At 44.0% G+C, this 20,776-nt stretch carries 20 protein-coding genes; 11 read left to right on the forward strand and 9 right to left on the reverse strand.

All coding sequences use genetic code 11. The annotated features are described in order from the left end of the window. Positions 1-22 precede the first annotated feature (22 nt). From PL85_RS03300 to PL85_RS03310, 3 genes are read right to left on the reverse strand one after another with little or no spacing between them, the layout of a single operon-like run. Positions 23-505: an early set domain-containing protein gene (locus tag PL85_RS03300; protein ID WP_047691240.1), complete on the reverse strand. Its 483-nt coding sequence runs from the start codon at positions 503-505 to the stop codon at positions 23-25. Positions 506-554: 49 nt separating this feature from the next. Further along, the gene (locus tag PL85_RS03305) at positions 555-1,562 is read right to left on the reverse strand and encodes a UDP-3-O-(3-hydroxymyristoyl)glucosamine N-acyltransferase (RefSeq protein WP_064626702.1); all 1,008 of its coding nucleotides are present in this window, start codon (positions 1,560-1,562) and stop codon (positions 555-557) included. Between the two features lie 19 nt (positions 1,563-1,581). Then, complete coding sequence (locus PL85_RS03310) at positions 1,582-2,616, reverse strand: cyclodextrin porin (protein ID WP_013868517.1); 1,035 nt, start codon at positions 2,614-2,616, stop codon at positions 1,582-1,584. 408 nt (positions 2,617-3,024) lie between these two features. Between PL85_RS03310 and PL85_RS03315 the strand changes: the two genes are divergently transcribed. The 9 genes from PL85_RS03315 (at position 3,025) to secF (ending at position 13,489) form a co-directional block, all read left to right on the forward strand. Next, a complete protein-coding gene (locus PL85_RS03315) occupies positions 3,025-4,254 on the forward strand; it encodes a sugar ABC transporter substrate-binding protein (protein ID WP_013868518.1) in 1,230 nt (409 codons plus the stop codon). 2 nt (positions 4,255-4,256) lie between these two features. Beyond that, on the forward strand, positions 4,257-5,540 hold the full coding sequence (locus tag PL85_RS03320; protein WP_094123907.1) for a carbohydrate ABC transporter permease: 1,284 nt from the start codon (positions 4,257-4,259) through the stop codon (positions 5,538-5,540). Positions 5,541-5,542: 2 nt separating this feature from the next. Further along, positions 5,543-6,376: a sugar ABC transporter permease gene (locus tag PL85_RS03325; protein WP_115340077.1), complete on the forward strand. Its 834-nt coding sequence runs from the start codon at positions 5,543-5,545 to the stop codon at positions 6,374-6,376. 18 nt (positions 6,377-6,394) lie between these two features. Beyond that, complete coding sequence (locus PL85_RS03330) at positions 6,395-8,179, forward strand: glycoside hydrolase family 13 protein (RefSeq protein ID WP_064626704.1); 1,785 nt, start codon at positions 6,395-6,397, stop codon at positions 8,177-8,179. A 208-nt stretch (positions 8,180-8,387) separates the two neighbouring features. After that, on the forward strand, positions 8,388-9,188 hold the full coding sequence (locus tag PL85_RS03335) for a TrmB family transcriptional regulator (RefSeq protein WP_029189831.1): 801 nt from the start codon (positions 8,388-8,390) through the stop codon (positions 9,186-9,188). 186 nt (positions 9,189-9,374) lie between these two features. After that, on the forward strand, positions 9,375-10,052 hold the full coding sequence (locus tag PL85_RS03340) for an SH3 domain-containing protein (RefSeq protein ID WP_234826585.1): 678 nt from the start codon (positions 9,375-9,377) through the stop codon (positions 10,050-10,052). Between the two features lie 92 nt (positions 10,053-10,144). Further along, positions 10,145-10,648 carry a hypothetical protein gene (locus PL85_RS03345; protein ID WP_019281633.1) on the forward strand — a complete coding sequence of 168 codons (504 nt, stop codon included), beginning with the start codon at positions 10,145-10,147 and terminating at the stop codon, positions 10,646-10,648. A 97-nt stretch (positions 10,649-10,745) separates the two neighbouring features. Next, a complete protein-coding gene (gene secD, locus PL85_RS03350; RefSeq protein ID WP_115340079.1) occupies positions 10,746-12,584 on the forward strand; it encodes a protein translocase subunit SecD in 1,839 nt (612 codons plus the stop codon). A 2-nt stretch (positions 12,585-12,586) separates the two neighbouring features. Then, a complete protein-coding gene (secF, locus tag PL85_RS03355; RefSeq protein WP_013868526.1) occupies positions 12,587-13,489 on the forward strand; it encodes a protein translocase subunit SecF in 903 nt (300 codons plus the stop codon). Between the two features lie 101 nt (positions 13,490-13,590). Here the strand turns inward: secF and PL85_RS03360 are convergent, their stop codons facing one another. From PL85_RS03360 to napF, 6 genes are all read right to left on the reverse strand, one after another. Continuing rightward, a complete protein-coding gene (locus PL85_RS03360; RefSeq protein ID WP_013868527.1) occupies positions 13,591-13,725 on the reverse strand; it encodes a TIGR02808 family protein in 135 nt (44 codons plus the stop codon). Between the two features lie 12 nt (positions 13,726-13,737). After that, positions 13,738-14,316 carry a NapC/NirT family cytochrome c gene (locus PL85_RS03365; protein ID WP_013868528.1) on the reverse strand — a complete coding sequence of 193 codons (579 nt, stop codon included), beginning with the start codon at positions 14,314-14,316 and terminating at the stop codon, positions 13,738-13,740. Positions 14,317-14,348: 32 nt separating this feature from the next. Beyond that, positions 14,349-14,804 carry a nitrate reductase cytochrome c-type subunit gene (locus PL85_RS03370; protein ID WP_094502178.1) on the reverse strand — a complete coding sequence of 152 codons (456 nt, stop codon included), beginning with the start codon at positions 14,802-14,804 and terminating at the stop codon, positions 14,349-14,351. A gap of 72 nt (positions 14,805-14,876) precedes the next feature. Further along, the gene (gene napA / locus PL85_RS03375; RefSeq protein ID WP_115340080.1) at positions 14,877-17,366 is read right to left on the reverse strand and encodes a periplasmic nitrate reductase subunit alpha; all 2,490 of its coding nucleotides are present in this window, start codon (positions 17,364-17,366) and stop codon (positions 14,877-14,879) included. Continuing rightward, positions 17,363-17,668 (reverse strand): chaperone NapD, encoded by a 306-nt coding sequence (locus tag PL85_RS03380; RefSeq protein WP_013868531.1) that lies wholly within the window; start codon positions 17,666-17,668, stop codon positions 17,363-17,365. The genes napA and PL85_RS03380 overlap by 4 nt, the downstream gene beginning before the upstream one ends. Before the next feature lie 2 nt (positions 17,669-17,670). After that, on the reverse strand, positions 17,671-18,165 hold the full coding sequence (napF, locus tag PL85_RS03385) for a ferredoxin-type protein NapF (RefSeq protein WP_115340081.1): 495 nt from the start codon (positions 18,163-18,165) through the stop codon (positions 17,671-17,673). Between the two features lie 215 nt (positions 18,166-18,380). Here napF and narQ point away from each other — a divergent pair, with 215 nt between their 5' ends. Together narQ and PL85_RS03395 are read left to right on the forward strand one after the other, a co-directional pair. Continuing rightward, positions 18,381-20,105: a nitrate/nitrite two-component system sensor histidine kinase NarQ gene (gene narQ, locus PL85_RS03390; RefSeq protein WP_115340082.1), complete on the forward strand. Its 1,725-nt coding sequence runs from the start codon at positions 18,381-18,383 to the stop codon at positions 20,103-20,105. Then, positions 20,092-20,724 carry a response regulator gene (locus tag PL85_RS03395; RefSeq protein WP_013868534.1) on the forward strand — a complete coding sequence of 211 codons (633 nt, stop codon included), beginning with the start codon at positions 20,092-20,094 and terminating at the stop codon, positions 20,722-20,724. Before narQ ends, PL85_RS03395 begins: the two co-directional genes overlap by 14 nt. Positions 20,725-20,776: the final 52 nt, after the last annotated feature.

Below are 20,776 nucleotides of genomic sequence, written 5' to 3' on the forward strand. Positions count from 1 at the left end.
GTGTATTGTATTGTGCAAGCAGTTATTTACATTCAGAAATCATGACTAAACGTGGTGTTTTATCGTCGGCTATTTGTACCGTCCAGACGTATTGGCCATCTTTTGGTAGCATGACGACTGTATTTTTGGCAAAGCCAGCACGTTTGAGTTCTTTGACTTGCCCTACCGTTAGCGTTAATCCTGCGGCTGTATATTGAGGGTTCCAGCTCATTGTGGCGAATTGCAAGCTCACGTTGCCTGCCTTTTCGTTACTTACTACTTGATAAATGCCGTCACCTTTGTAACCCATCTGGCGGTTATCCATATGAAGCCATTGCCCATCAGCAAAGGTTCCAACAACAAATATGGATGGGCGGATAGGGCCTCGTTCTTCTAATGTAGGTAAGTCACATTGAGAGAATCGAGGGTCTACATTTTGTACTGAGTCGTTTTGTTGGGTAGTGGTGCTGGCACAACCAGCGAGCAATACAGCCAGTGTCGCTGCGATAAGTAGAGAGCTTTTCATCGTAAATTCCTTCATTGGTAATGTGAAATATTTGAGTAACAGATGATCATCAGATTTTTTTCTGCAGTAATTTAGAAAGCCAACCTCGGTGTGTTGATTTCGATTTATGAGTTTCAAAGTGCTGGGTTATTTTATTGAGAACCGCAAGGTTCTTGTAATAGGCTTTTGCCTCCTTCGCGGGATAACCAAATAAGTCACTTTTCTCTGGAAAAGAATGACTTACGCCAGATTTGGCTTTAATTACTGAGTAGCTGCCAATGGTGACGTGCCCAGCAGTACCCGCTTGGCCGTGAACCACGACGTGATCACCAAGAGTGGTATGCCCTGCAAATCCAGATTGTGAGATGAGCAGACAATGTTTACCTATTTGGCAGTCATGCCCAATTTGGATTTGGTTATCGATCTTGGTTCCTTGGCCAATAACGGTATCGCCGAGTGTTCCTCTATCAATGGTATTATTGCAACCAATTTCTACGTCGTCGTGAATAACTACTCTGCCGATGCTTTCAACGCGTTGGTAGGCTCCATCTTTCACTGCCATATATTCAAAACTGAAATTGCCAATAGAGTTATTAGAATCGATAGTGACATTATTTCCAATAATTGTGCCTTCTTTGATCACTGTATTAGCATGAATAGCGACGTTATTACCGATAGTCACACCATTCATAATCTTCACACCAGGCATGAAATGGCAGTTTTCACCAATTTGACAATGTTTTCCAATATAGACATCGTCGATGGTTGCGGTGTTCCCTTGATCAAATAATTGATACATCTGTACTTTATAATAACGCAGCAGTTTGTTGAGAGTATTTGCATCTAAATGTTCAATAATAATTTTGGTTTTGACAGTGCTGCTACAAATCGCGGCCGGACCAATTAAAACATCTGCTGTAGTTTCAGAAATTGAATGTATGTCTTTTTTAGAAAAAACAATCGCTAATCCGCCAGCTATCTGTGGCGCATTTACTGGTCGAATTGTATCAATCGATATAGACGCATCACCTTCAATTTTACCGGAGATCAACTGCGCAATTTCTGAAACATGGATCATTTTAGCCTCTTTGAATGGATTAGAAACGATATAGAGCTTGGAGATAAACAGTGTGCTGTGTTAGCTCGCTTTCATTTTTTGCTTCCCAACCCGCCAGTTTACTTTTTTCTTCTACTTCATTAGCAAATTCGTATTCTCCTTTAACTAACCAGCTGTCACCTACAGCTTGTTCATAGCCTAAAGTGGCTTTACGAATATCTTTGAAGTAGTCAACATTAGCGTTCCCACCACCGCTGTTGCTGGCATTATTGGTTTCATTGTCACCGAGACGAGCTCTTACATAGAGCGTGCCTGCGTCATCAAAACTATATTGTACGACGGGCTCAATATATTTCTCGGTAAAATCACTGATCTCATTGATATTTCCGTTAGATTGGTAATCTTCATTATCTTTGATTTGGTAGTACATTTCCAAGCCAAGTTCCCAGTTACCAAACCGTTTATAGGGTCTGAATAAAATGCTATACCCAGTTTCTGTTCGTTCACCCCATTCGCTTTTATCTTCTTTGCTATAGAGATACTCCAAATTTGAATAAAAACCCCAACTGTATTCATTATTCCAGTAGGTCAAATAAGGTCGTAAACTGTGTTCTGCTAAATTTTTACGTAAACCACTTACATAAGGTGAATAAACTTTGCTGTCTGTATATTCCAATTCATAAATTAGGCCTGTCGCCCAACCGTTACTTAAGTCGTAACCCTTATTGAGTGAAAATAGATGCTTTAATCCATCTTCATTTTCGTGGTAACTGCCCTCATGTTGCTCTCTATTTTCTATTTTAAGGGCATACAAAGCGGTCATGTTCCATTTGGCATTGTTGTAGTACACGCCAAAGGCTTCATGGGTGGTCGTTTTTTCCTTTTTATCTATGCCAGTAAAGCCATTGGTAATTTTGTCTTCGTATTCAAGAGAAGTTCCTACATGGCCTCCAAACTGAAGCGCTTGGTCAAAAAAGCTATCTTCAGGGTTTAAACCATGCTCACTGGCAGCGAAAGCGGGAGTAGAAACAGCGATTGCTGTTGCTACGGATATAGCAAGTAACGTTCTTTTCACGACAGGTCCTTATCAACCTATTTAAGGTTGTAAATCGTAGTTATAATATAGATGAATATTTAGTAGTTCACTGTGAACGCCTAAATATTGTTCTGCATATTAATAAATTTTTCCTCCTAAGCATTCTATAAGTGAGAAGTCGGTCACCTTTAATTGCTTATTATAGGGATTTCGATCACGAATTTACTTCTTTGCCGATTAATTTAAAGGAGGTTTTTACGCGTTTTTGCCTTGTGGCTCTACTTGGTGACGTGTTGTTTAGGTTTTTGTATATGCCCATTTAAGTGTTTTTAAATAAGGTTTGGTGATTGAAATCACAATTTACTGTGGTATGAAGATGATAGTGGTTGACTTAAAATCGGCGACATTTAACCTAGTAGTATCTTTTGTACTACCATTGGTGTTGATATGAGAAATAGATGGATGAAAACAGTATTGGCTGCAACTTTGATTTGCTCAGCTTCTATTGTTTCTGCTGAGACGATTACGCCGGAAATAGACTCTGAATTATTGATTTGGACAGATAACACGACGCTCGACTATATGAAATATGCCGCTGACCAATTCAATCAAGATTTTGGTTACAAAGTTAAATTTACATTTCGTGGTTTAGCTCCGATAGACGCTGCATCGCGAATGATTCAAGACGGCGGATCCGCACGCGTTGCGGATGTGGCGGAAATAGAGCATGACTTATTAGGAAGGTTAGTAGTTGCTGGTGGGGCGATGGAAAACTTAGTTTCAGTTGATCGTATGAAACATAACTTTATGCCAAATGCTATTTCTGCAATGCAATATGGTGGAGCCAGTTATGGTTTCCCTGTCAGTTATGCGACGTTGGCGCTCTTTTATAACAAAGATTTGTTACCTGAAGCACCCAAAACATTTGAAGCACTGATTCGCTTTGGCGAGATATTTAATAATGTAAAAGAGAACAAATACGCTTTATTGTGGGATGTGCAAAATTATTATGAATCTCGAATGTTTTTAACCCTTTATGGCGCTTATGAATTTGGGAATAAAGGGACAGATGCTAAAGATATCGGGATCAATTCTGAATTAGCGCAAAAAGGTCTTTTGGCCATGAAAACATTGCAAGCGGCTAATAGTTCAAACCCGATTGATATGCGTAACCCGCAAGTTCGCCGTGGTTTATTTTCCGAGGGTAAAGTGGCCGCAATTATTGATGGTCCTTGGGCAATTCAAGGCTATGCCGCGAGCGGCGTAAACTATGGGGTCATGCCGATTCCCACTCTAGAAGGTCAGCAATTACGTACTTTTTCAACAGTTAGGCTTGCAGTGGTATCGACATACAGTGAATACCCAAAAGCAGCGCAACTGTTTGCTGATTACATTGCGTCTGACAAGATGCTGATGAAGCGATATGAGATGACGAAATCCATTCCACCCGTTCAATCGTTAATGGAAGAGATCATTGTCGATGCAGATGAAGCCACTTACGCCATCATCGCTCAGGGATTCTATTCCGATGCGATGCCATCGATTCCTGAAATGGGTTATTTGTGGTCTCCCATGGCCAGTGCTATCACCGCAATGTGGGTAAATGGTAAAGAGCCAAAGTCAGTGCTGGACCATGCTCGAGCAATCATTGAAGAGCAGATCGCATTTCAGGAGTAAGCATGTTGTTAGCCAAAACTCAAAATAGACTCCATTTCCTCAGCTCAATGTTGATCATGGGTACAACGCAACTTGTTCATAAACATTGGGTGAAAGGCATCTTTCTTTTTACGGTTAATGTGTTGTTTTTGTTTGCGCTACCTAACCTTATTTTGGCGCTCAAAGGCTTGGTTTCTTTAGGCGATGTGGTACAAGTTCGGCAAGGTTTTCAAGTTATCCAAGGTGATAACTCCATTCATATGTTGGTGGAAGGTGTTATTGCAGTCATTCTTATGCTCTGTTTCATAACTACCTATATTCTGAACGTCAAAGATGCCCAATCTTGTGCATTGTGTAAGCTGAATATTCGTGGGCAAATTCAATCCATTTATAATAAACATTTTGCATTCATCGTACTTTCTCCCGCTTTGATAGTGACTATTGCGTTTATTATTCTACCTATTGCAATTACGGTACTGGTTTCCTTTACGAACTATTCAGCACCTCATCATATCCCCCCTAAGAATTTAGTGGACTGGGTAGGGTTAAGAAATTTTTGGACACTGTTTGAGCTGAAAATTTGGTCAAATACATTTTTTGGTGTTGCTTTATGGACGGTTGGATGGGCAGTCACTGCAACAATTTGTACTTGCGGTTTTGGTTTCTTGCTCGCTCTCGCCTTAGAGAATCGGAACATTCAAGCGAAAAAACTCTGGCGGTTTGTCTTTATTCTCCCTTATGCCATTCCCGCATTTGTTACCTTACTAATGTTTCGCTTATTACTGAATGGAATTGGTCCGGTAAACGCCACTTTAAATAGTTGGGGAGTCGATTCTATTGCATTTTTATCTGATCCATTTACTGCCAAGATAACAGTAATTGCCGTCAGTGTCTGGGTTGGGGCACCTTATTTTATGCTGTTGATTGCTGGGGCATTGACCAACATTCCTCGTGATCTCTATGAAGCCAGTGAAGTCGATGGGGCAAGTAAATTCCAGCAGTTTCAAGAGATAACGTTGCCGATGGTATTGCACCAAGTCGCCCCCTCACTAGTCATGACATTTGCTCATAACTTCAATAATTTTGGAGCGATATTCTTGTTGACTGAAGGCGGGCCGATCAATCCTGAATACCGTTTTGCTGGACATACCGATATTTTGATCACTTGGATTTACAAATTGACCTTGGACTTCCAGCAATACCAGATTGCTTCTGTTATTTCGATTGTAATCTTCCTATTCCTGTCCGTAATTGCTATTTGGCAGTTCCGCAGAATGAAATCCTTTAAAGATGATGTGGGGATGTAACGATGAATCGACTTGCTGAAAAACTAGGGACGCTATTGGTCTATCTGTTCTTGTTACTTAATGCTTTGTTAGTGTTAGGGCCGGTTGCCTGGACTATCCTCGCATCGTTTAAGCGTGGCAATAATCTCTTTAGTACCTCATTTAGTGATATTACGCTTACGCTGGACCATTATCGTGCGTTATTTACTGATACACCTTATTTAGATTGGTATATCAATACGTTGATATTAGCCACCGCCAATATGGGAATTTCACTCATTGTGGTCACCATGACGGCTTATGTTTTTTCGCGTTATCGATTTAAAGGTAAACGTAATGTGATGATGGGGATTTTAGTGCTGCAAATGTTCCCCGCATTTTTATCGATGACGGCAATTTACATTCTATTATCAAAAATGAACTTAATTGACACCTACGCAGGGTTACTGTTTGTGTATGTAACCGGGTCGTTACCATTTATGACTTGGCTCGTAAAAGGGTATTTTGATGCGTTACCAACCTCATTAGATGAAGCGGCAAAAATTGATGGAGCAGGGCATATGACGATTTTTCTAGAAATCATCCTGCCATTAGCCCGCCCCATTTTAGTGTTCGTTGCTTTGGTATCATTCACGGGGCCTTGGATGGATTTCATTTTGCCGACGTTGATTTTGCGTAGTGAAGAAAAAATGACCTTAGCCATTGGGATCTTCAGTTGGATTTCATCAAACTCAGCCGAGAACTTTACGCTGTTTGCCGCAGGATCTTTATTGGTAGCGATACCTATCACGTTGCTTTTCGTAGTAACTCAAAAACACATCACCACGGGCCTTGTTAGCGGCGCGGTAAAAGAATAATTCTTAGGTACATTTAGTATGATCACAAAAAGTTCACTGATGCATTCCGCAAAGAGTGCAGATAGCTACGCTTATGACAATGCAACTTTACATATTCGTTTCCGTACGGCCAAAGGAGAGGTGGATAATGTTTCCTTGTGGATCGGTGATCCATATCACTGGGCTGAAGGTGGTTTAGACGGCGGTAACCTAGGCGGCAGTGATGCACATGGTTGGGTTGGCGGTAACACGGTGCCTATGTTATTTGAGGGACAAACTGAGTATCACGACCATTGGTTTGCGCAGTTTCAGCCACCGAAACGTCGAAGTCGTTATGGCTTCATTCTTCATGGTCGTGAAGGTGAAAAACTGCTGTTTGGAGAAAAGCGATGTGTTGATATCCGTGATCCTAATATTGCGGAAATGGAATTAAGTAACTTGAGCAATTTTTTCTGTTTTCCGTACCTTAATCCGCGAGATGTGTTATGCACGCCAAATTGGGTCAAAGAAACTATTTGGTATCAAATTTTTCCTGAACGTTTCCATAATGGAATGCCGGATATTTCTCCTTTCGATGTTCAGCCGTGGGGTAGCCAGCCTAGTTCGCATAACTTTATGGGGGGCGACCTATGGGGTGTGATTGAAAAACTGGATTATCTCCAAGAACTGGGGGTGAATGGGTTGTATTTTTGTCCAGTATTTACTGCTAATGCGAATCACAAATATGACACTGTTGATTATTTTAATGTGGATCCACATTTTGGTGGTAATGAGGCATTTCGGGCTTTGGTCAAAGAAGCACATCGCCGCAAGATGAAAGTGATGTTAGATGCAGTGTTTAACCATGTTGGTGATCAACACCCATTTTGGTTAGATGTGGTTAAAAATGGAGCTCAGTCGCGTTACGCAGATTGGTTTTGGATTAACCGCTTCCCCGTCTATCCAGATATACCGAAAGAAGAGTGGGATTTTTGGGATTTCAACTACGAAACGTTTGGTAATGTAATCGAAATGCCCAAATTGAATACCGAAAACGAACAATGTCGCCAGTATCTGTTGAGTGTGGCACAGCATTGGGTTGAAGAATTTGACATTGATGGTTGGCGTTTAGACGTTGCAAACGAAGTCGATCATGAGTTTTGGCGGGATTTTCGTCGTACGGTGAAAAGCATAAAACCTGATTGCTACATTTTGGGTGAGATTTGGCATGAGGGTATGCCTTGGTTACGTGGCGATCAATACGATTCTTTAATGAATTACCCACTGACTCAGGCCACTACGGATTATTTTGCACTGCAGGCTTATGATAAAGAAACTTTCATGCATGCAGTGACTCGTTCATATCTTGCGTATCCTAAAAACGTCAACGAAGTGATGTTTAATTTACTAGAAAGCCATGATACGACTCGTTTACTTAGCTTATGTGCCAATGATAAGCATAAAGCTAAGCTAGCCTATTTATTCATGTTCACGCAGGTTGGTTCACCTTGTATTTACTATGGTGGAGAAATAGGGATGGATGGGTGTAAAGGTATGGGTAGAGAAGACAATCGGAAGTGTATGATTTGGGATGAATCTGAACAAGATCTCGATTTCAAAGCCTTTATTCAGTGGCTTATTGAATTGCGTAAAAATCATCCACACTGGAATGAACCTTCACTTAATTGGCATACCGTCGAGCATCCTTCCGTGTTGGCCTATTCCCGAGGTGAGCAAACGTTTTTTATTAATAACAGTGATAGTGCTATTTCGTTTATGTGGCAAGAGCAGCTTATGCATTTAACCGCTTTCGGTTTTAACATCTTGGGCTTATGCACCGCTTAGGCTTGGTGGCGATAAGCTTAGTTCACCCTGAATCTCAATAGATTCGTCTACATTCACTGCGTAAGGAGTGATAATCTCTATACCTATCCAATTTGAGGTTTTTCGTTGGGTTTGCTCGTGATCTTTTTTCACTTGTTAGCTATCGGCAGCCTCAAATGGTGTAGGTACATTTAGGAATTCAACTGTGAATAAAAAGCGAGGAGAACCTGTGACTGAACTGGTAACGAAATTGATGGGGTTTGGATTTACTAAGACAGACGCATTGGTTTACATCAATTTACTTAAAAATGGTCGATCAAGCGGCTATAAGATTGCCAAAGATATCTCTTTGTCCCGCTCATCGGTTTATTCTTCAATCGATAATTTATACAAAAATGGTTGTATTTTTATGTCGGATGGAGACACAAAAGAGTATGAAGCAAAATCGCCCGAACTCATTTTCAGCCAAATAGAAAGACAGACGATCGACAATATTCAGATCCTTAAAAAAGAGCTATCGCGCATGATGCTCCAAGAGGAGAAAGAGTTTATTTATAACGTGACGGGTTTTGAAAACCTCATTCAAAAAGCGAGAGAGATGCTGGCACTCGCGCAGGTGGAGGTGTACCTAAATACTGACTTTCATCTAGAGCTATTAGAAAAAGAAATTTGTGATGCTATCGAAAGAGGTGTTCGAGTCATTACCTTTTCCTTTAATAAATTATCAGTACCACATCCTAAAGTGGAGCTATATTCTCGCTCCGACCAGCAGGAGCAACGTTATCCCTCGCATCGTTTTATGTTGGTTGTGGATATGAAACAAGCAGTAATGTTTTCTCATCGTCAAGAAGCGTTGGGTCTGTATTCTAATAATCGTCTGTTGGTCAAAATGATTGCAGAGCATATACATAGCGATATTTATCTCACCGAATATGAAAAACTAGCTCCAGAAAAGCGCTGTCGTATCGGTACGATTCATGAGCTTGATAATGATATGGTTCATGATGATAGTGGGAGCTTCACCCAATAAAAGGGACTGATTTTGCAGAAGATTGACGCATAGCATCAAGTTCAGGATTAGGCTGCCGTTAGTGTCGCTATGCGTTCGAATAGTGAGTAAAAATGACATTCGGAGATTTCAACTATAATTAACGAACAATTAAAGCGTGCCGCGCCGAATAAGGTCGCGCACAACAAGAAAGGAATGGGCAGCAAGATGAAAAAAATGCTGATGTTTCTATTATTGCTGCTTGGGTTGGCGGGCGCAGGCGCTGGCTATTACTTTCTTTATTATCTTCCCGAGCAAGAAGCACTGCAGGCCGATTCGTCGAGTTCGAACGATGAAGAACAAGTGCCAACTACTGAGACGGGACCTAAAACGGCCTTGCCACCAAAACCGCTCGTTAATGATTTATATGTCGATTTAGCAAGGCTCGGAGTAAGAGAAAAGCCCGATGCACAAGCGTTTGTTGAGCGGGTTCTATACCGTGGTGATAAGGTGAAAATCTTGGAACGTAAATCGGGTTTTGGCCGTATTACCGATTATTTTGTCTATGAGGAAAACGGGCCTGAAGTCGCGGAGTGGATACCTTTGGATGGTTTAGTGGAACAAGCCCCGCTGATCACAGCAGAGGAGCGCCGTAAAACGGTCACGCAGTACATTGCGAATTCGGATGATTTTAAACTCTATGAAACGGCTTTTGTGCAGAAAACCGATGAGTTGCTGAAAAATGAAACCTGCGTACCAGAAGATTTTGAAGAGCTTGGTGGCTGGGTAAAGTCGCTCAAATATCAAGAACGTGAGGTTTATTTTGTGTATTGTGGTGGCCGCAAGTTAGCCAACAAAATTTACTTTGATATACAAAGCAAAGAAATATTTTACGCTTCTCATTAGCTAAAGTGATAAGAGCATTTAGATCTTTTTACTTGAGGCTTATGGTTGTCAGGAATATGATGCCTGCTTGAGTTGAGAGGAATGATTTTTTCATGCATTGGCACTTTATTAAATATGTCTGGTTTACGCTTTTTGCGGTGGTTCTGCCTTCGCAAGCGTTCGGCTATTTAATTGAGAGTGAAACGCACAGCCACGCTGAACGTAAAGTTATCCTACAACATGGTGAAAAAACCTCGCTCACGGCGATTGTTCATCAGCAAACATTGCCTCAAGCTATTGCTATTCAACAACCTATCTCTGATCAACAAGATAAACAAACGGCTCCACCCGTATCAAAATCGCTTCACTCAGACACTTCTGCTGCAATCGTCACCGCGTCTCGTTGGGGGGTAACTTCCCGAGTCGTTGAATACGATGGCCCCACTTTTGTCGATAACACACCCAATTACGACGTCACCGTCGCTCCCTTTAGGCTTTATCTTTTTCCTGTCGCTGAGTTGGCGGCATGGCAAGCTCGCCCCTATAGTTCTAACCACAGAATTTCTGGTTGGAAAGAAACGAATGCCATGTATGTGGCGTTAAATAGCCAGTACTGATCCCTCTTACTTTATATCAAGTGACAAAGTCACTCGCTTGTTCATTTAACTTGTTTATTTAAAGTAATAACAACTCAGCTTTGCTGAGAGGATTGGTATGAAAAAAACACAAAATAAAAAGGCGTCAGCACGTCTTATTAATCACTATTCTGCGTGGAAGTATATCGTATTGGCCGCCACTTTGGTTGTGCTTGCCTTGAGCGCTATACCCACCTGGTACGGCGAACAGCCGTCTATTCAACTGCAAGTCTCCTCTAAAAATGAGACGCTTAATTCAGTCGTGGAATTAACTCATCTACTCGAAAAAAACGATATTGCGGTACAAAACATACAGCAGCAAGGTGGGAAAACGACCTTAGTCTTTGCTGAGGAAGTCCAGCAAACGCACGCCAGAGAATTACTCGATGGCATGATTGAAAAAGAAGACAGTATTACGTTCTCTTACGTTTCGGTTGCACCAACATGGTTGACAAATTTAGGTTTTAACCCGATTAAACTAGGATTGGACCTGCGTGGTGGTGTGCAATTTTTGCTGAACGTTGACGTGGATAAAGCGTTCCAAGAGCAACGTGACAGCATGATCGATACCGTGAAAGATAAGCTGCGTGACGAGCGTCTTCGCAGCGTGAAAGTTAGCTCTGAAGGTATTGATGGCTTCAAAGTAATGAGCAATTCAGCGGAAGATCTCAATAAAATCAATGCATTTCTTAAAGAGACTTACTCAGGGTGGGATATTCAACGCTCTTCTGATCAACTGCTGATCAAGCCTTCAAAACAGAATCGAGTCGATTTCCAATCAACGACGCTGCAACAGAACCTCAAGATTATGCGTGATCGCATTGAAGAGCTAGGCATCACTGAAGCTATGGTTCAGCGCCAAGGTGAACACAGCATTCGTATCGAATTACCGGGCGTGCAAGACCCATCACAAGCGAAAAACGTGATTGGTGCGACGGCGAGCCTTGCTTTTTATGAGGCGAAATCACCCAGCGAAGCGTTTACGTCGCAAGACATTGTGCTAAAAGATGAAAATGGCCGCAATGTTGTACTTACTAAACGCCCTGTATTAACCGGCGATCACATTGTTAATGCGCGCGCAGGTATTGACCAAGTGGGAATGTCTGAGGTCAACATCTCGCTTGACCACGCGGGTGGCAAAATCATGAGTGATTTTTCATCCAAGCATATCGGTAAGCCGATGGCGACCGTGTACCGTGAATACACCACCAATGCTCGTGGCGAAACAGAGCGTAGCGAAAAAGTGATCAGTGTTGCGACCATTCAATCGCAGCTGGGTAGCCAATTTAGAATCACTGGTGCAGGTTCGATGGAAGAAGCACAGCAGTTAGCATTATTGCTGCGTGCAGGCTCATTAACCGCGCCTGTGACTATCGTAGAGGAGCGTACCATCGGCGCTTCATTGGGCGCAGAAAACATTCAAAATGGTTTTGCCGCATTAGCCTTAGGCATGGCATTGACGCTGACGTTTATGGCGCTTTGGTATCGTCGTTTGGGCTGGGTGGCTAACGCGGCTTTGCTGTTTAATATGGTATGTTTGATTGGCTTGATTGCTCTGCTACCGGGCGCTGTGCTGACCTTACCTGGGATTGCAGGCCTAGTTTTGACGGTCGGCATGGCCGTCGATACCAACGTGCTAATTTTTGAACGCATCAAAGACAAAATCGCGGAAGGTCGCAGCTTTGCGCAAGCGATTGATACAGGTTTTAGCAGCGCCTTTAGCACCATTCTTGACGCCAACGTCACCACTATGATCACCGCCGTGATTCTGTATTCGATCGGTAATGGTCCAATCCAAGGCTTTGCCCTGACCTTAGGGCTCGGCATTATGACCAGTATGTTCAGTGGTGTGTTTGCTTCGCGTGCGGTTATCAATCTCATTTGGGGACGAGATGCTCGTCGTGATGTAAGGGTATAAACATGATTGATTATTTGAAAAACCATATTCGTCCAATTCGTTACATCACGAGCGTACTCTCTGTGACATTGATGCTGATCTCATTAGTGGCGTTTGGTGTGAAAGGCCTCAACATGGGGTTGGATTTTACCGGTGGGATGGTCACCGAAGTCACGGTCGATAAAACCCTCACCAACAAAGAGTTGCTGCAAGCGTTGAAACCTACATTAGGAGATTCAACGATGATCACCAAAGCAGGTGAAGAAGGGCGTTGGGTTATCCGCTACGCGCTTCCTGAAAGCGATCAAGAAACGCCTAATATTCCAACTCTGCTCAGCGACGTCTCTGAGCATGTGACGGTGGTGAGTAACAGTATGGTCGGCTCGCAAGTGGGGCAAGATCTGGTGGAGCAAGGTAGTTTAGCGTTGATGATCTGCTTACTGTGTATCTTAGGTTACTTGTGTTTCCGCTTTGAATGGCGTTTAGCGAGCGGCTCGTTGTTGGCCTTGCTGCATGACGTTATTTTAGTGCTCGGTTTCTTTGCCCTGACACAGATGGAGTTCAACCTAACCGTGTTTGCGGCGGTACTGGCGGTATTGGGTTATTCATTGAACGACTCCATTATCATTGCCGACCGTATTCGTGAACTGCTCGTGGCCAAGCAAAGTACGCCAACCAAAGAGATTACCGACCAAGCCGTGATTGCGACTTTCTCACGCACTATGGTGACTTCGGGTACGACATTACTCACCGTTTCCGCATTGTGGTTAATGGGCGGGGAGCCGCTTGAAGGGTTTGCTATTGCAATGTTCATCGGTATTATTTCTGGAACTTGGTCTTCAATCTCAATCGGGACTGTGTTACCAGAGTGGTTGAAACTTGAACCTAAACATTACTTGCCCGTAGTGGTGGATTCCGCGCCTTAGTATTTCTGCGCATGTCATTTAAAGTGAAGTAAAAAAATCCGCCTTATGCACAGGCGGATTTTTATTGGTAGTTGACTATAAATTACGGTAGGAAGTGTAATTTAGAGTTCTTTATCTTTACTCAGTGACAACAACCAAAGTGAAACGGCGGCAACCACCGCAAAGCCGCCGAAGATAATAACAGGCATCGCGCTGTAACCAAGAATATGCCAAATCACCGATTCTAATGTACTCATGGGTTAATTCTCCTATTGCCAGCCTTCAACGCCTTGCATGTCTGGCAGTTTATGTGCAATACCTTTATGGCAATCGACACAGGTTTTTTCACCACTAGCAAGGGCGGTAGAGTGCTGTTTGGCACTGCGTGGACCTTGCTCTGAAAAATCCATGTATTCGAACTCATGGCAGTTGCGGCACTCTAATGAGTCATTATTTTTCAATCGTGACCACTCACGCTCCGCGAGATGTGCTCGACGTGCTTGAAACTTTTCTGGTGTGCTAATGGTGCCTAATACCACATGAGCAAACAACTCTTTGGAGGCTTGCACTTTGCGGATAATCTTGTCTGTCCACTCATGAGGAACATGGCAGTCAGAGCAGATAGCACGTACTCCGGAACGGTTAGAATAGTGAATCGTCTCTTGGATCTCAGCCACAATCGGTGCATGACAGCCTGAGCAGAATTCTTCTGAGTTTGTTGCTTCCATACCGGTGTTAAATGCGCCCCAAAATAGCAGACCACCTGCAAACCCCATGAACAATACGATGCCAACGGCCGCTTTACTTGGGCTTGTGAGCCTTTTCCAAAACGCTTTTAATAATTTCATAAATAGCCTCTTAAGTTATTATCTGGCTACGATTAGCGAAGTGAATCAACGGATTTGAACTCATTTTCCACCAAAGGCTTCGCAATGGCTTGCGGTACATGGCACTGTAAACAGAAGTAACGGCGCGGTGAGACGTCAGCTAGCACCGCATCTTCACGGTTAACATAGTGGGTCACGCTGATTTTGGTTGCGCCCATCTCTTTGGCATTTTTCCAACTGTGACAAGCAAGGCACTTATTGGCGTTTAGCGACACTTCGTAGCCACGAATGTTATGTGGGATCAAAGGTGGCTGATAGACGTATTCGCTTTCAAGCGCTTGATCTCTCGGGTACTTCTTAAAGTCGTCTGCAGGACGAGTCTCTTCAAGTTGCGTTGCGCCACGCAGCGATTCCAGCCCGCCGTTGCCGCCGGGGTTATTCAGTTCCGCCTGTATCGCTTGGCTAAATAAAACTCCAAAAGATAAAAGGGCGATCAGTAGTTTTTTCATCTTAAATTCTCCGCCTAATGGCTCATTCTGAGATCGGCTCCCACAGGGCAGCCGATGCATTCATTAACTGGCTTACGCTACTTTAGTGATTTTTACCGGACATTTTTTGAAGTCTGTCTGCTTCGACAGTGGGTCCGTGGCATCTAAAATCAGCTTGTTAATCAAAATGCGAGCATCAAAGAATGGGATAAAGACCAAACCATGCGGTGGACGATTTCGGCCGCGCGTTTCCACACGAACACGAACTTCGCCGCGTTTGTTGGAAATCAATACTTCATCACCACGTCGTAACCCACGCGCTTTGGCGTCATCTGGGTGGATGTAACAGAGCGCATCGGGTACGGCTTTATAAAGTTCAGGCACGCGCCGCGTCATAGTGCCGGTGTGCCAGTGTTCTAACACGCGGCCTGTACACAGCCACATATCAAATTCGGCATCAGGTGATTCCGGCGGAGCTTCATAAGGAGCGGAGATGATCCACGCTTTACCATCCGGTTTGCCGTAGAAATCCCAATCAGATCCTTTTTTCGCATAAGGGTCAGAGCCTTCTTTAAAGCGCCATAACGTTTCTTTGCCATCCACAACCGGCCAACGTAAGCCGCGAACGTTATGGTAGGTATCATAAGGAGCTAAGTCGTGGCCGTGACCGCGTCCGAAGCTGGCGTACTCTTCAAATAACCCTTTTTGTACATAGAAACCGAAGTGATGTGCGTCATCGTTCAGTTCACGCGCTTCTTCAAGCGGGAATTGGTCAACCTGTCCGTTTCTGAACAGCACATCAAACAGGGTTTTACCGCGATATTGTGGCGCTTTGGCGAGCAATTCTTCTGGCCACACTTCTTCCATTTTGAAGCGTTTAGAGAACTCCATCACTTGCCATGAGTCTGATTTTGCTTCGCCCACAGTACCAACTTGTTGATACCAAGCTTGAGTGCGGCGTTCAGCATTGCCGTAAGCGCCTTCTTTTTCCACCCACATTGCGGTAGGGAGCACTAAGTCGGCCGCTTGCGCTGTGGCTGTTGGATACGGGTCAGACACGACGATAAAGTTTTCTGGGTTGCGGTAACCCGGTAAACGTTCTTCGTTAATATTCGGGCCAGCTTGCATGTTGTTATTACACTGCACCCAGTAAGCGTTGAGTTTGCCGTCTTTGAGCATTCGGTCTTGCTGTACGGCGTGAAAGCCCGGTTTTTCAGGAATGGTGCCTTGCGGAAGCTTCCATGTTTTTTCAGCAATCGCGCGATGTTTGGGGTTTGCCACCACCATGTCAGCAGGCAAGCGGTGAGAAAAGGTTCCGACTTCACGTGCTGTGCCGCAAGCGGATGGTTGGCCTGTTAATGAAAATGGACTGTTGCCAGGTGTGGCAATTTTGCCCGTCAGTAAGTGCAGGTTGTAGACCAAGCTTTGCATCCAAACACCGCGAGTGTGTTGGTTCATGCCCATAGTCCACAGTGACATCACTTTGGTGTTAGGGTCAGCGTACTGTTTTGCAAGCGCGATCAGTTTATCTTCGGCAACGCCTGACATTTGCGCGGCTTTTTCAACCGTATAAGGTGCAACAGAGGCTTTATAAGCTTCAAAGTCAATCGCAGTAACATCACCGGAGTTGGCATTTTTCGCTTTAACTTGCAGTGGGTGCTCGTCACGCAGACCGTAACCAATATCTGTTGTCGCTTGTTTGAAATGAGTGTGTTTGTTGACGAAATCCCAGTTCACCGCATCGTTTTGAATAATGTAGTTGGCGATGAAGTTGGCGATGGCAAGGTCACTTTGTGGGTGGAAAATGTAACCGTGGTCGGCCAGCTCAAACGAACGATGATAATAAGTCGAAAGGACATTCACTTTAACGTGTGGGTGACTTAAACGACGATCGGTAATACGAGTCCAAAGAACCGGGTGCATTTCAGCCATGTTTGAACCCCAAAGCACAAAGGCATCAGCGTGTTCAAAATCATCATAGCAGCCCATCGGTTCATCAATACCAAAGGTGCGCATAAATCCAACAACGGCTGAAGCCATACAGTGGCGAGCGTTTGGATCAATGTTATTAGAGCGAAAACCCGCTTTCATTAGTTTAACGGCGGCGTAACCTTCCATCACGGTCCATTGGCCTGAACCGAACATGCCAACACTGGTTGGCCCTTTCGCTTTTAGAGCTTGTTTCCACTTTTCAGCCATCACATCGAAAGCCTGATCCCACGAGACTGGCGTGAATTCTCCATCTTTATGATATTGGCCATCTTTCATGCGCAGCAGTGGCTGTGTTAAGCGATCTTTGCCATACATGATTTTTGAAAGGAAGTAGCCTTTAATACAGTTCAACCCTTTGTTGACAGGCGCTTCCGGGTCACCTTGTGTGGCAACCACTTTGCCGTTTTGAGTACCGATTAATACTGAACAGCCCGTACCGCAGAAACGACAAGGCGCTTTATCCCAAGTGATTTTTGTTTGGTCTGAGCTGGCAATCAAGTTTGTTGCGCTGGCGGGTAGAGTAATACCGGCGACAGCGGCTGCGGATGCGGCTGCGTTTGCTTTCACAAACGCGCGTCTTGTCATTTTCATACGTCATCCTCAATGTGGGAATGTTGTGTTCCAGTGTTGGTATCCGTGTCATCCAGCCCACTTTCTATTTGGTGATAAACCAAAGCGGTGCTGAGAACATGTGGTAAATTATTAATCGCATCGATGGTGTCAGTAACGAAGCCTTGGTTTTCCGTTTCCAAAACGACGATCATTTTCCCTTCGTTGCTTTGGCCATACACTTCTGCGTTCTCAAACGATTCGATTGTCGCTTTGAGCGCTGCTAAATGTTCAGGTACGACGTGAACGATCAAACTTGAAATATGTACTTCATTGAGTGACATGTTTATCTCTCATTATTATTAATATTGCTCACACGGATGGCTGAGGTTGGACAGATGGAAACGCACGCGCCACATCCGTTACAGGCATCAAGATCGACATTCGGTTGCGCCACTTTTCCGATCACTAAATTGAACGTTATAGCGCTGACTTCACATGACTCAGCGCAGCTACGACACTCCACATTGCGTTTAGCCAAGCAGCTTTCTTCGAGCTTTGCTTTAGCCAGCCACGGTTGTGTTGAGCGCGGTGCGAAAATTGGCTCTGGGCAGCTCTGCGCGCACTGATAACAAAAGGTGCACTCATCAATATGAAAATCTATGGTTGGGAAGCCGCCATCACCTAAGGTGATGATCTTTGTTTCGCACGCGTCTAGGCAGCGGCCGCAGCGAGTGCACTCATCTGAAAAGGAGAGGGGGTGAGCAATCCAAGGCAAGCGGACAATGGTGTCATCGACCTGATTACGAGAAAAAAAACGCCTTTTCGAGAGATCAACCAAAGTGCATTCCTGTATTTGTTAACAAATCTTCATTTATCCATACACAAATTGTAGTTTTTGTCCTATTTCTATAAATACCCCCAAGGAGGTAATTGGCTAGTCATGTTGTTTTAGATCAATAAATTCAAGCGCGAGTGATCACATATTGAATGGCTTTAACGACAGCGGCGCCCAATCAGATACAATAGGCAAGGAGAGGTTCACGGAGAGATGTTTTGAGAAAACGATCCAAACAGTCGGTAACCAGCACCATTGCCAAAGCCATGGTGTCGATTTTACTGTTATCGGTTGCCATCACAGGGTACGCCATTTTTACACTCGCTTCCTCACTCAATGATGCTGAAGCGGTGAACGTGGCTGGTTCAATGCGTATGCAAAGCTATCGATTGGCACATGATATTCAAAGTAACTCGGTGGATTATTCATCTCACATTTATCTTTTTGAACGTTCGCTTTATTCACCATCAATGAAAGCATTGCAGCGTTGGCCTGTGCCAAACGACATCACCAAAGATTATTATCAGTTGATCATTCGTTGGCACGAACTGAAAAGCTTGTTAAATGGCGAGAACAAAGACCGCTATCTTTATGAGGTAGCGAAATTTGTCAGCCAAATCGACCGTTTTGTCTTTAAGTTGCAGCACTTCTCGGAACAAAAGCTGATCCAATTGGCTTGGTTTGGCGGCATGGGGTTGGGTGGTGTGTTATGTATCTCATTGTTTGTGGTGCATTTTATTCGTAAGGAAGTGGTGGGGCCATTGCGCTCGTTAGTGACCGCCAGTGAGCAGATCCAAAACCGCTCATTTGATGTATCGCTCAATGTCACTAGCCATAATGAAATGGGGATCTTAACCCGCACGTTTAATAAAATGGCCACCGACCTTGGTAAGCTGTACCTCGGTTTGGAGCAAGCGGTGAATGAGAAAACCCATAAGTTGCAAAATGCCAACCAAGCACTGCAAGTGTTGTATGACTGCTCGCAAGAGTTAACCGCGTCGCGCATTAGCCAAGATAATTTCCAAGCGATTTTGCAACACTTGGTCACCATCGAAGGGGTCACATTTGCCCAGTTAGAAATTGGTGATGACGCGGGTAAAAGTACGCGCTTATCCGAAGGTGAGAGCAATGGCTTCTCCCTTTCTCCGCTTTTACTGAGCTTAGATGGGATGCAACTGGGTTACTTGTATCTGCAATACAGCTTGCCTTGTCCAAATAGCGCCTTGATTGATAACTTCGTGCAAATATTGTCGCGCGCTATCTATTATAATCAAGCGCAGAAACAAGCCGAGCAGTTGATCTTGATGGAAGAGCGCGCCACCATCGCACGTGAACTGCATGATTCGTTGGCTCAATCGCTTTCGTATCTGAAGATACAAGTATCATTACTAAAACGCGTGATTGGCCGAGCAGAGACCCCGCACGCCGCAGAGAAAAAAGAGCAAATCATTTTAGATATTGATCAAGGTTTGTCGGGTGCTTACACCCAGTTAAGAGAGTTATTAACCACCTTCAGGCTAACGATTAAAGAAGGCAATTTTGGTCAAGCGCTCAAGGGCATGCTAGAGGAACTTGGCGAGCAAACTACGGCGGAGATAGTGCTTAATAATAATTTGTCATCGATTGATTTAGATGCGCATCAACAAGTGCATTTACTGCAGTTGATCCGGGAAGCGACTATCAATGCTATCAAACATGCTCAAGCTAATGTCATTCAAGTCAACTGTGATGAATTAGATGATCAGGTGATGGTTACAGTCAAAGACGATGGGGTTGGTTTTGATCAACTGCGTGCTAGGCTCAATCACTATGGATTAAGCATTATGCAAGAAAGAGCGGCGCGGCTGCATGGCGCAGTGTCAGTAACCTCCGCACCCAATGCTGGGTGTGAAGTTATATTGAAATATAAACGTTCAAAGGATACAAATTTTGACGAGATGTAGAGTAATGCTGGTAGATGACCATCCTTTGATGAGACGTGGTATCAACCAGCTATTGAGTTTTGAAGATGACTTTGAAGTGGTTGCTGAAGCTTGTAACGGCAGTGAAGCCATCGCTTTGGCGCATGACATCGAGCCGGATCTCATTCTGCTTGATTTGAATATGAAAGGCATGTCAGGGCTCGATACGTTAACAGCGCTTCGTGCGGATGAATCAACCGCCACCATCGTTATTTTAACCGTATCAGACAGTGCGCTCGATATTGAAGCTATGGTGAAAGCGGGGGCTGATGGCTACCTTCTTAAAGATACAGAACCAGATGAGCTGGTGGAACTGCTTAGACAGGCCGCGACGGGTGTAAAAGCGTACAGCGAGTTTGTTACTCAGTACCTTGCCGAACGTCATACGCATGAAGATCTTTTTGAAGCATTAACCGACCGTGAAACTCAGATTCTAAAAGAGGTCGCGAAAGGGTATCGGAATAAACAAATTGCGGATCGTCTGTTCATTTCTGAGTCGACAGTAAAGGTGCACATGAAGAGTTTGCTGAAGAAGCTACGCGTCCCATCACGCACGGCAGCAACGATTTTATACTTGGAACGCTATAGCGAGAGTAAATAACACCTATTTGGAAATAGCGGTTTGAAAAAAGGGCGTCCTGTTGAACGCCCTG

It is taken from the genome of Vibrio anguillarum, from assembly GCF_001989995.2.
GTDB classification, from domain to species: Bacteria; Pseudomonadota; Gammaproteobacteria; order Enterobacterales; family Vibrionaceae; genus Vibrio; species Vibrio anguillarum.

Bases quoted from the DNA above. Each gene is read 5' to 3' on its own strand.
- PL85_RS03340 (WP_234826585.1), top strand. From the start codon at position 9,375: ATGAAAAAAATGCTGATGTTTCTATTATTGCTGCTTGGGTTGGCGGGC.
- PL85_RS03330 (WP_064626704.1), top strand. From the start codon at position 6,395: ATGATCACAAAAAGTTCACTGATGCATTCCGCAAAGAGTGCAGATAGC.
- PL85_RS03380 (WP_013868531.1), bottom strand. From the start codon at position 17,668: ATGTCACTCAATGAAGTACATATTTCAAGTTTGATCGTTCACGTCGTA.
- PL85_RS03365 (WP_013868528.1), bottom strand. From the start codon at position 14,316: ATGAAATTATTAAAAGCGTTTTGGAAAAGGCTCACAAGCCCAAGTAAA.
- secF (WP_013868526.1), top strand. From the start codon at position 12,587: ATGATTGATTATTTGAAAAACCATATTCGTCCAATTCGTTACATCACG.
- secD (WP_115340079.1), top strand. From the start codon at position 10,746: ATGAAAAAAACACAAAATAAAAAGGCGTCAGCACGTCTTATTAATCAC.
- PL85_RS03360 (WP_013868527.1), bottom strand. From the start codon at position 13,725: ATGAGTACATTAGAATCGGTGATTTGGCATATTCTTGGTTACAGCGCG.
- PL85_RS03300 (WP_047691240.1), bottom strand. From the start codon at position 505: ATGAAAAGCTCTCTACTTATCGCAGCGACACTGGCTGTATTGCTCGCT.
- PL85_RS03320 (WP_094123907.1), top strand. From the start codon at position 4,257: ATGTTGTTAGCCAAAACTCAAAATAGACTCCATTTCCTCAGCTCAATG.
- PL85_RS03345 (WP_019281633.1), top strand. From the start codon at position 10,145: ATGCATTGGCACTTTATTAAATATGTCTGGTTTACGCTTTTTGCGGTG.
- PL85_RS03315 (WP_013868518.1), top strand. From the start codon at position 3,025: ATGAGAAATAGATGGATGAAAACAGTATTGGCTGCAACTTTGATTTGC.
- PL85_RS03325 (WP_115340077.1), top strand. From the start codon at position 5,543: ATGAATCGACTTGCTGAAAAACTAGGGACGCTATTGGTCTATCTGTTC.
- napA (WP_115340080.1), bottom strand. From the start codon at position 17,366: ATGAAAATGACAAGACGCGCGTTTGTGAAAGCAAACGCAGCCGCATCC.
- PL85_RS03370 (WP_094502178.1), bottom strand. From the start codon at position 14,804: ATGAAAAAACTACTGATCGCCCTTTTATCTTTTGGAGTTTTATTTAGC.
- PL85_RS03305 (WP_064626702.1), bottom strand. From the start codon at position 1,562: ATGATCCATGTTTCAGAAATTGCGCAGTTGATCTCCGGTAAAATTGAA.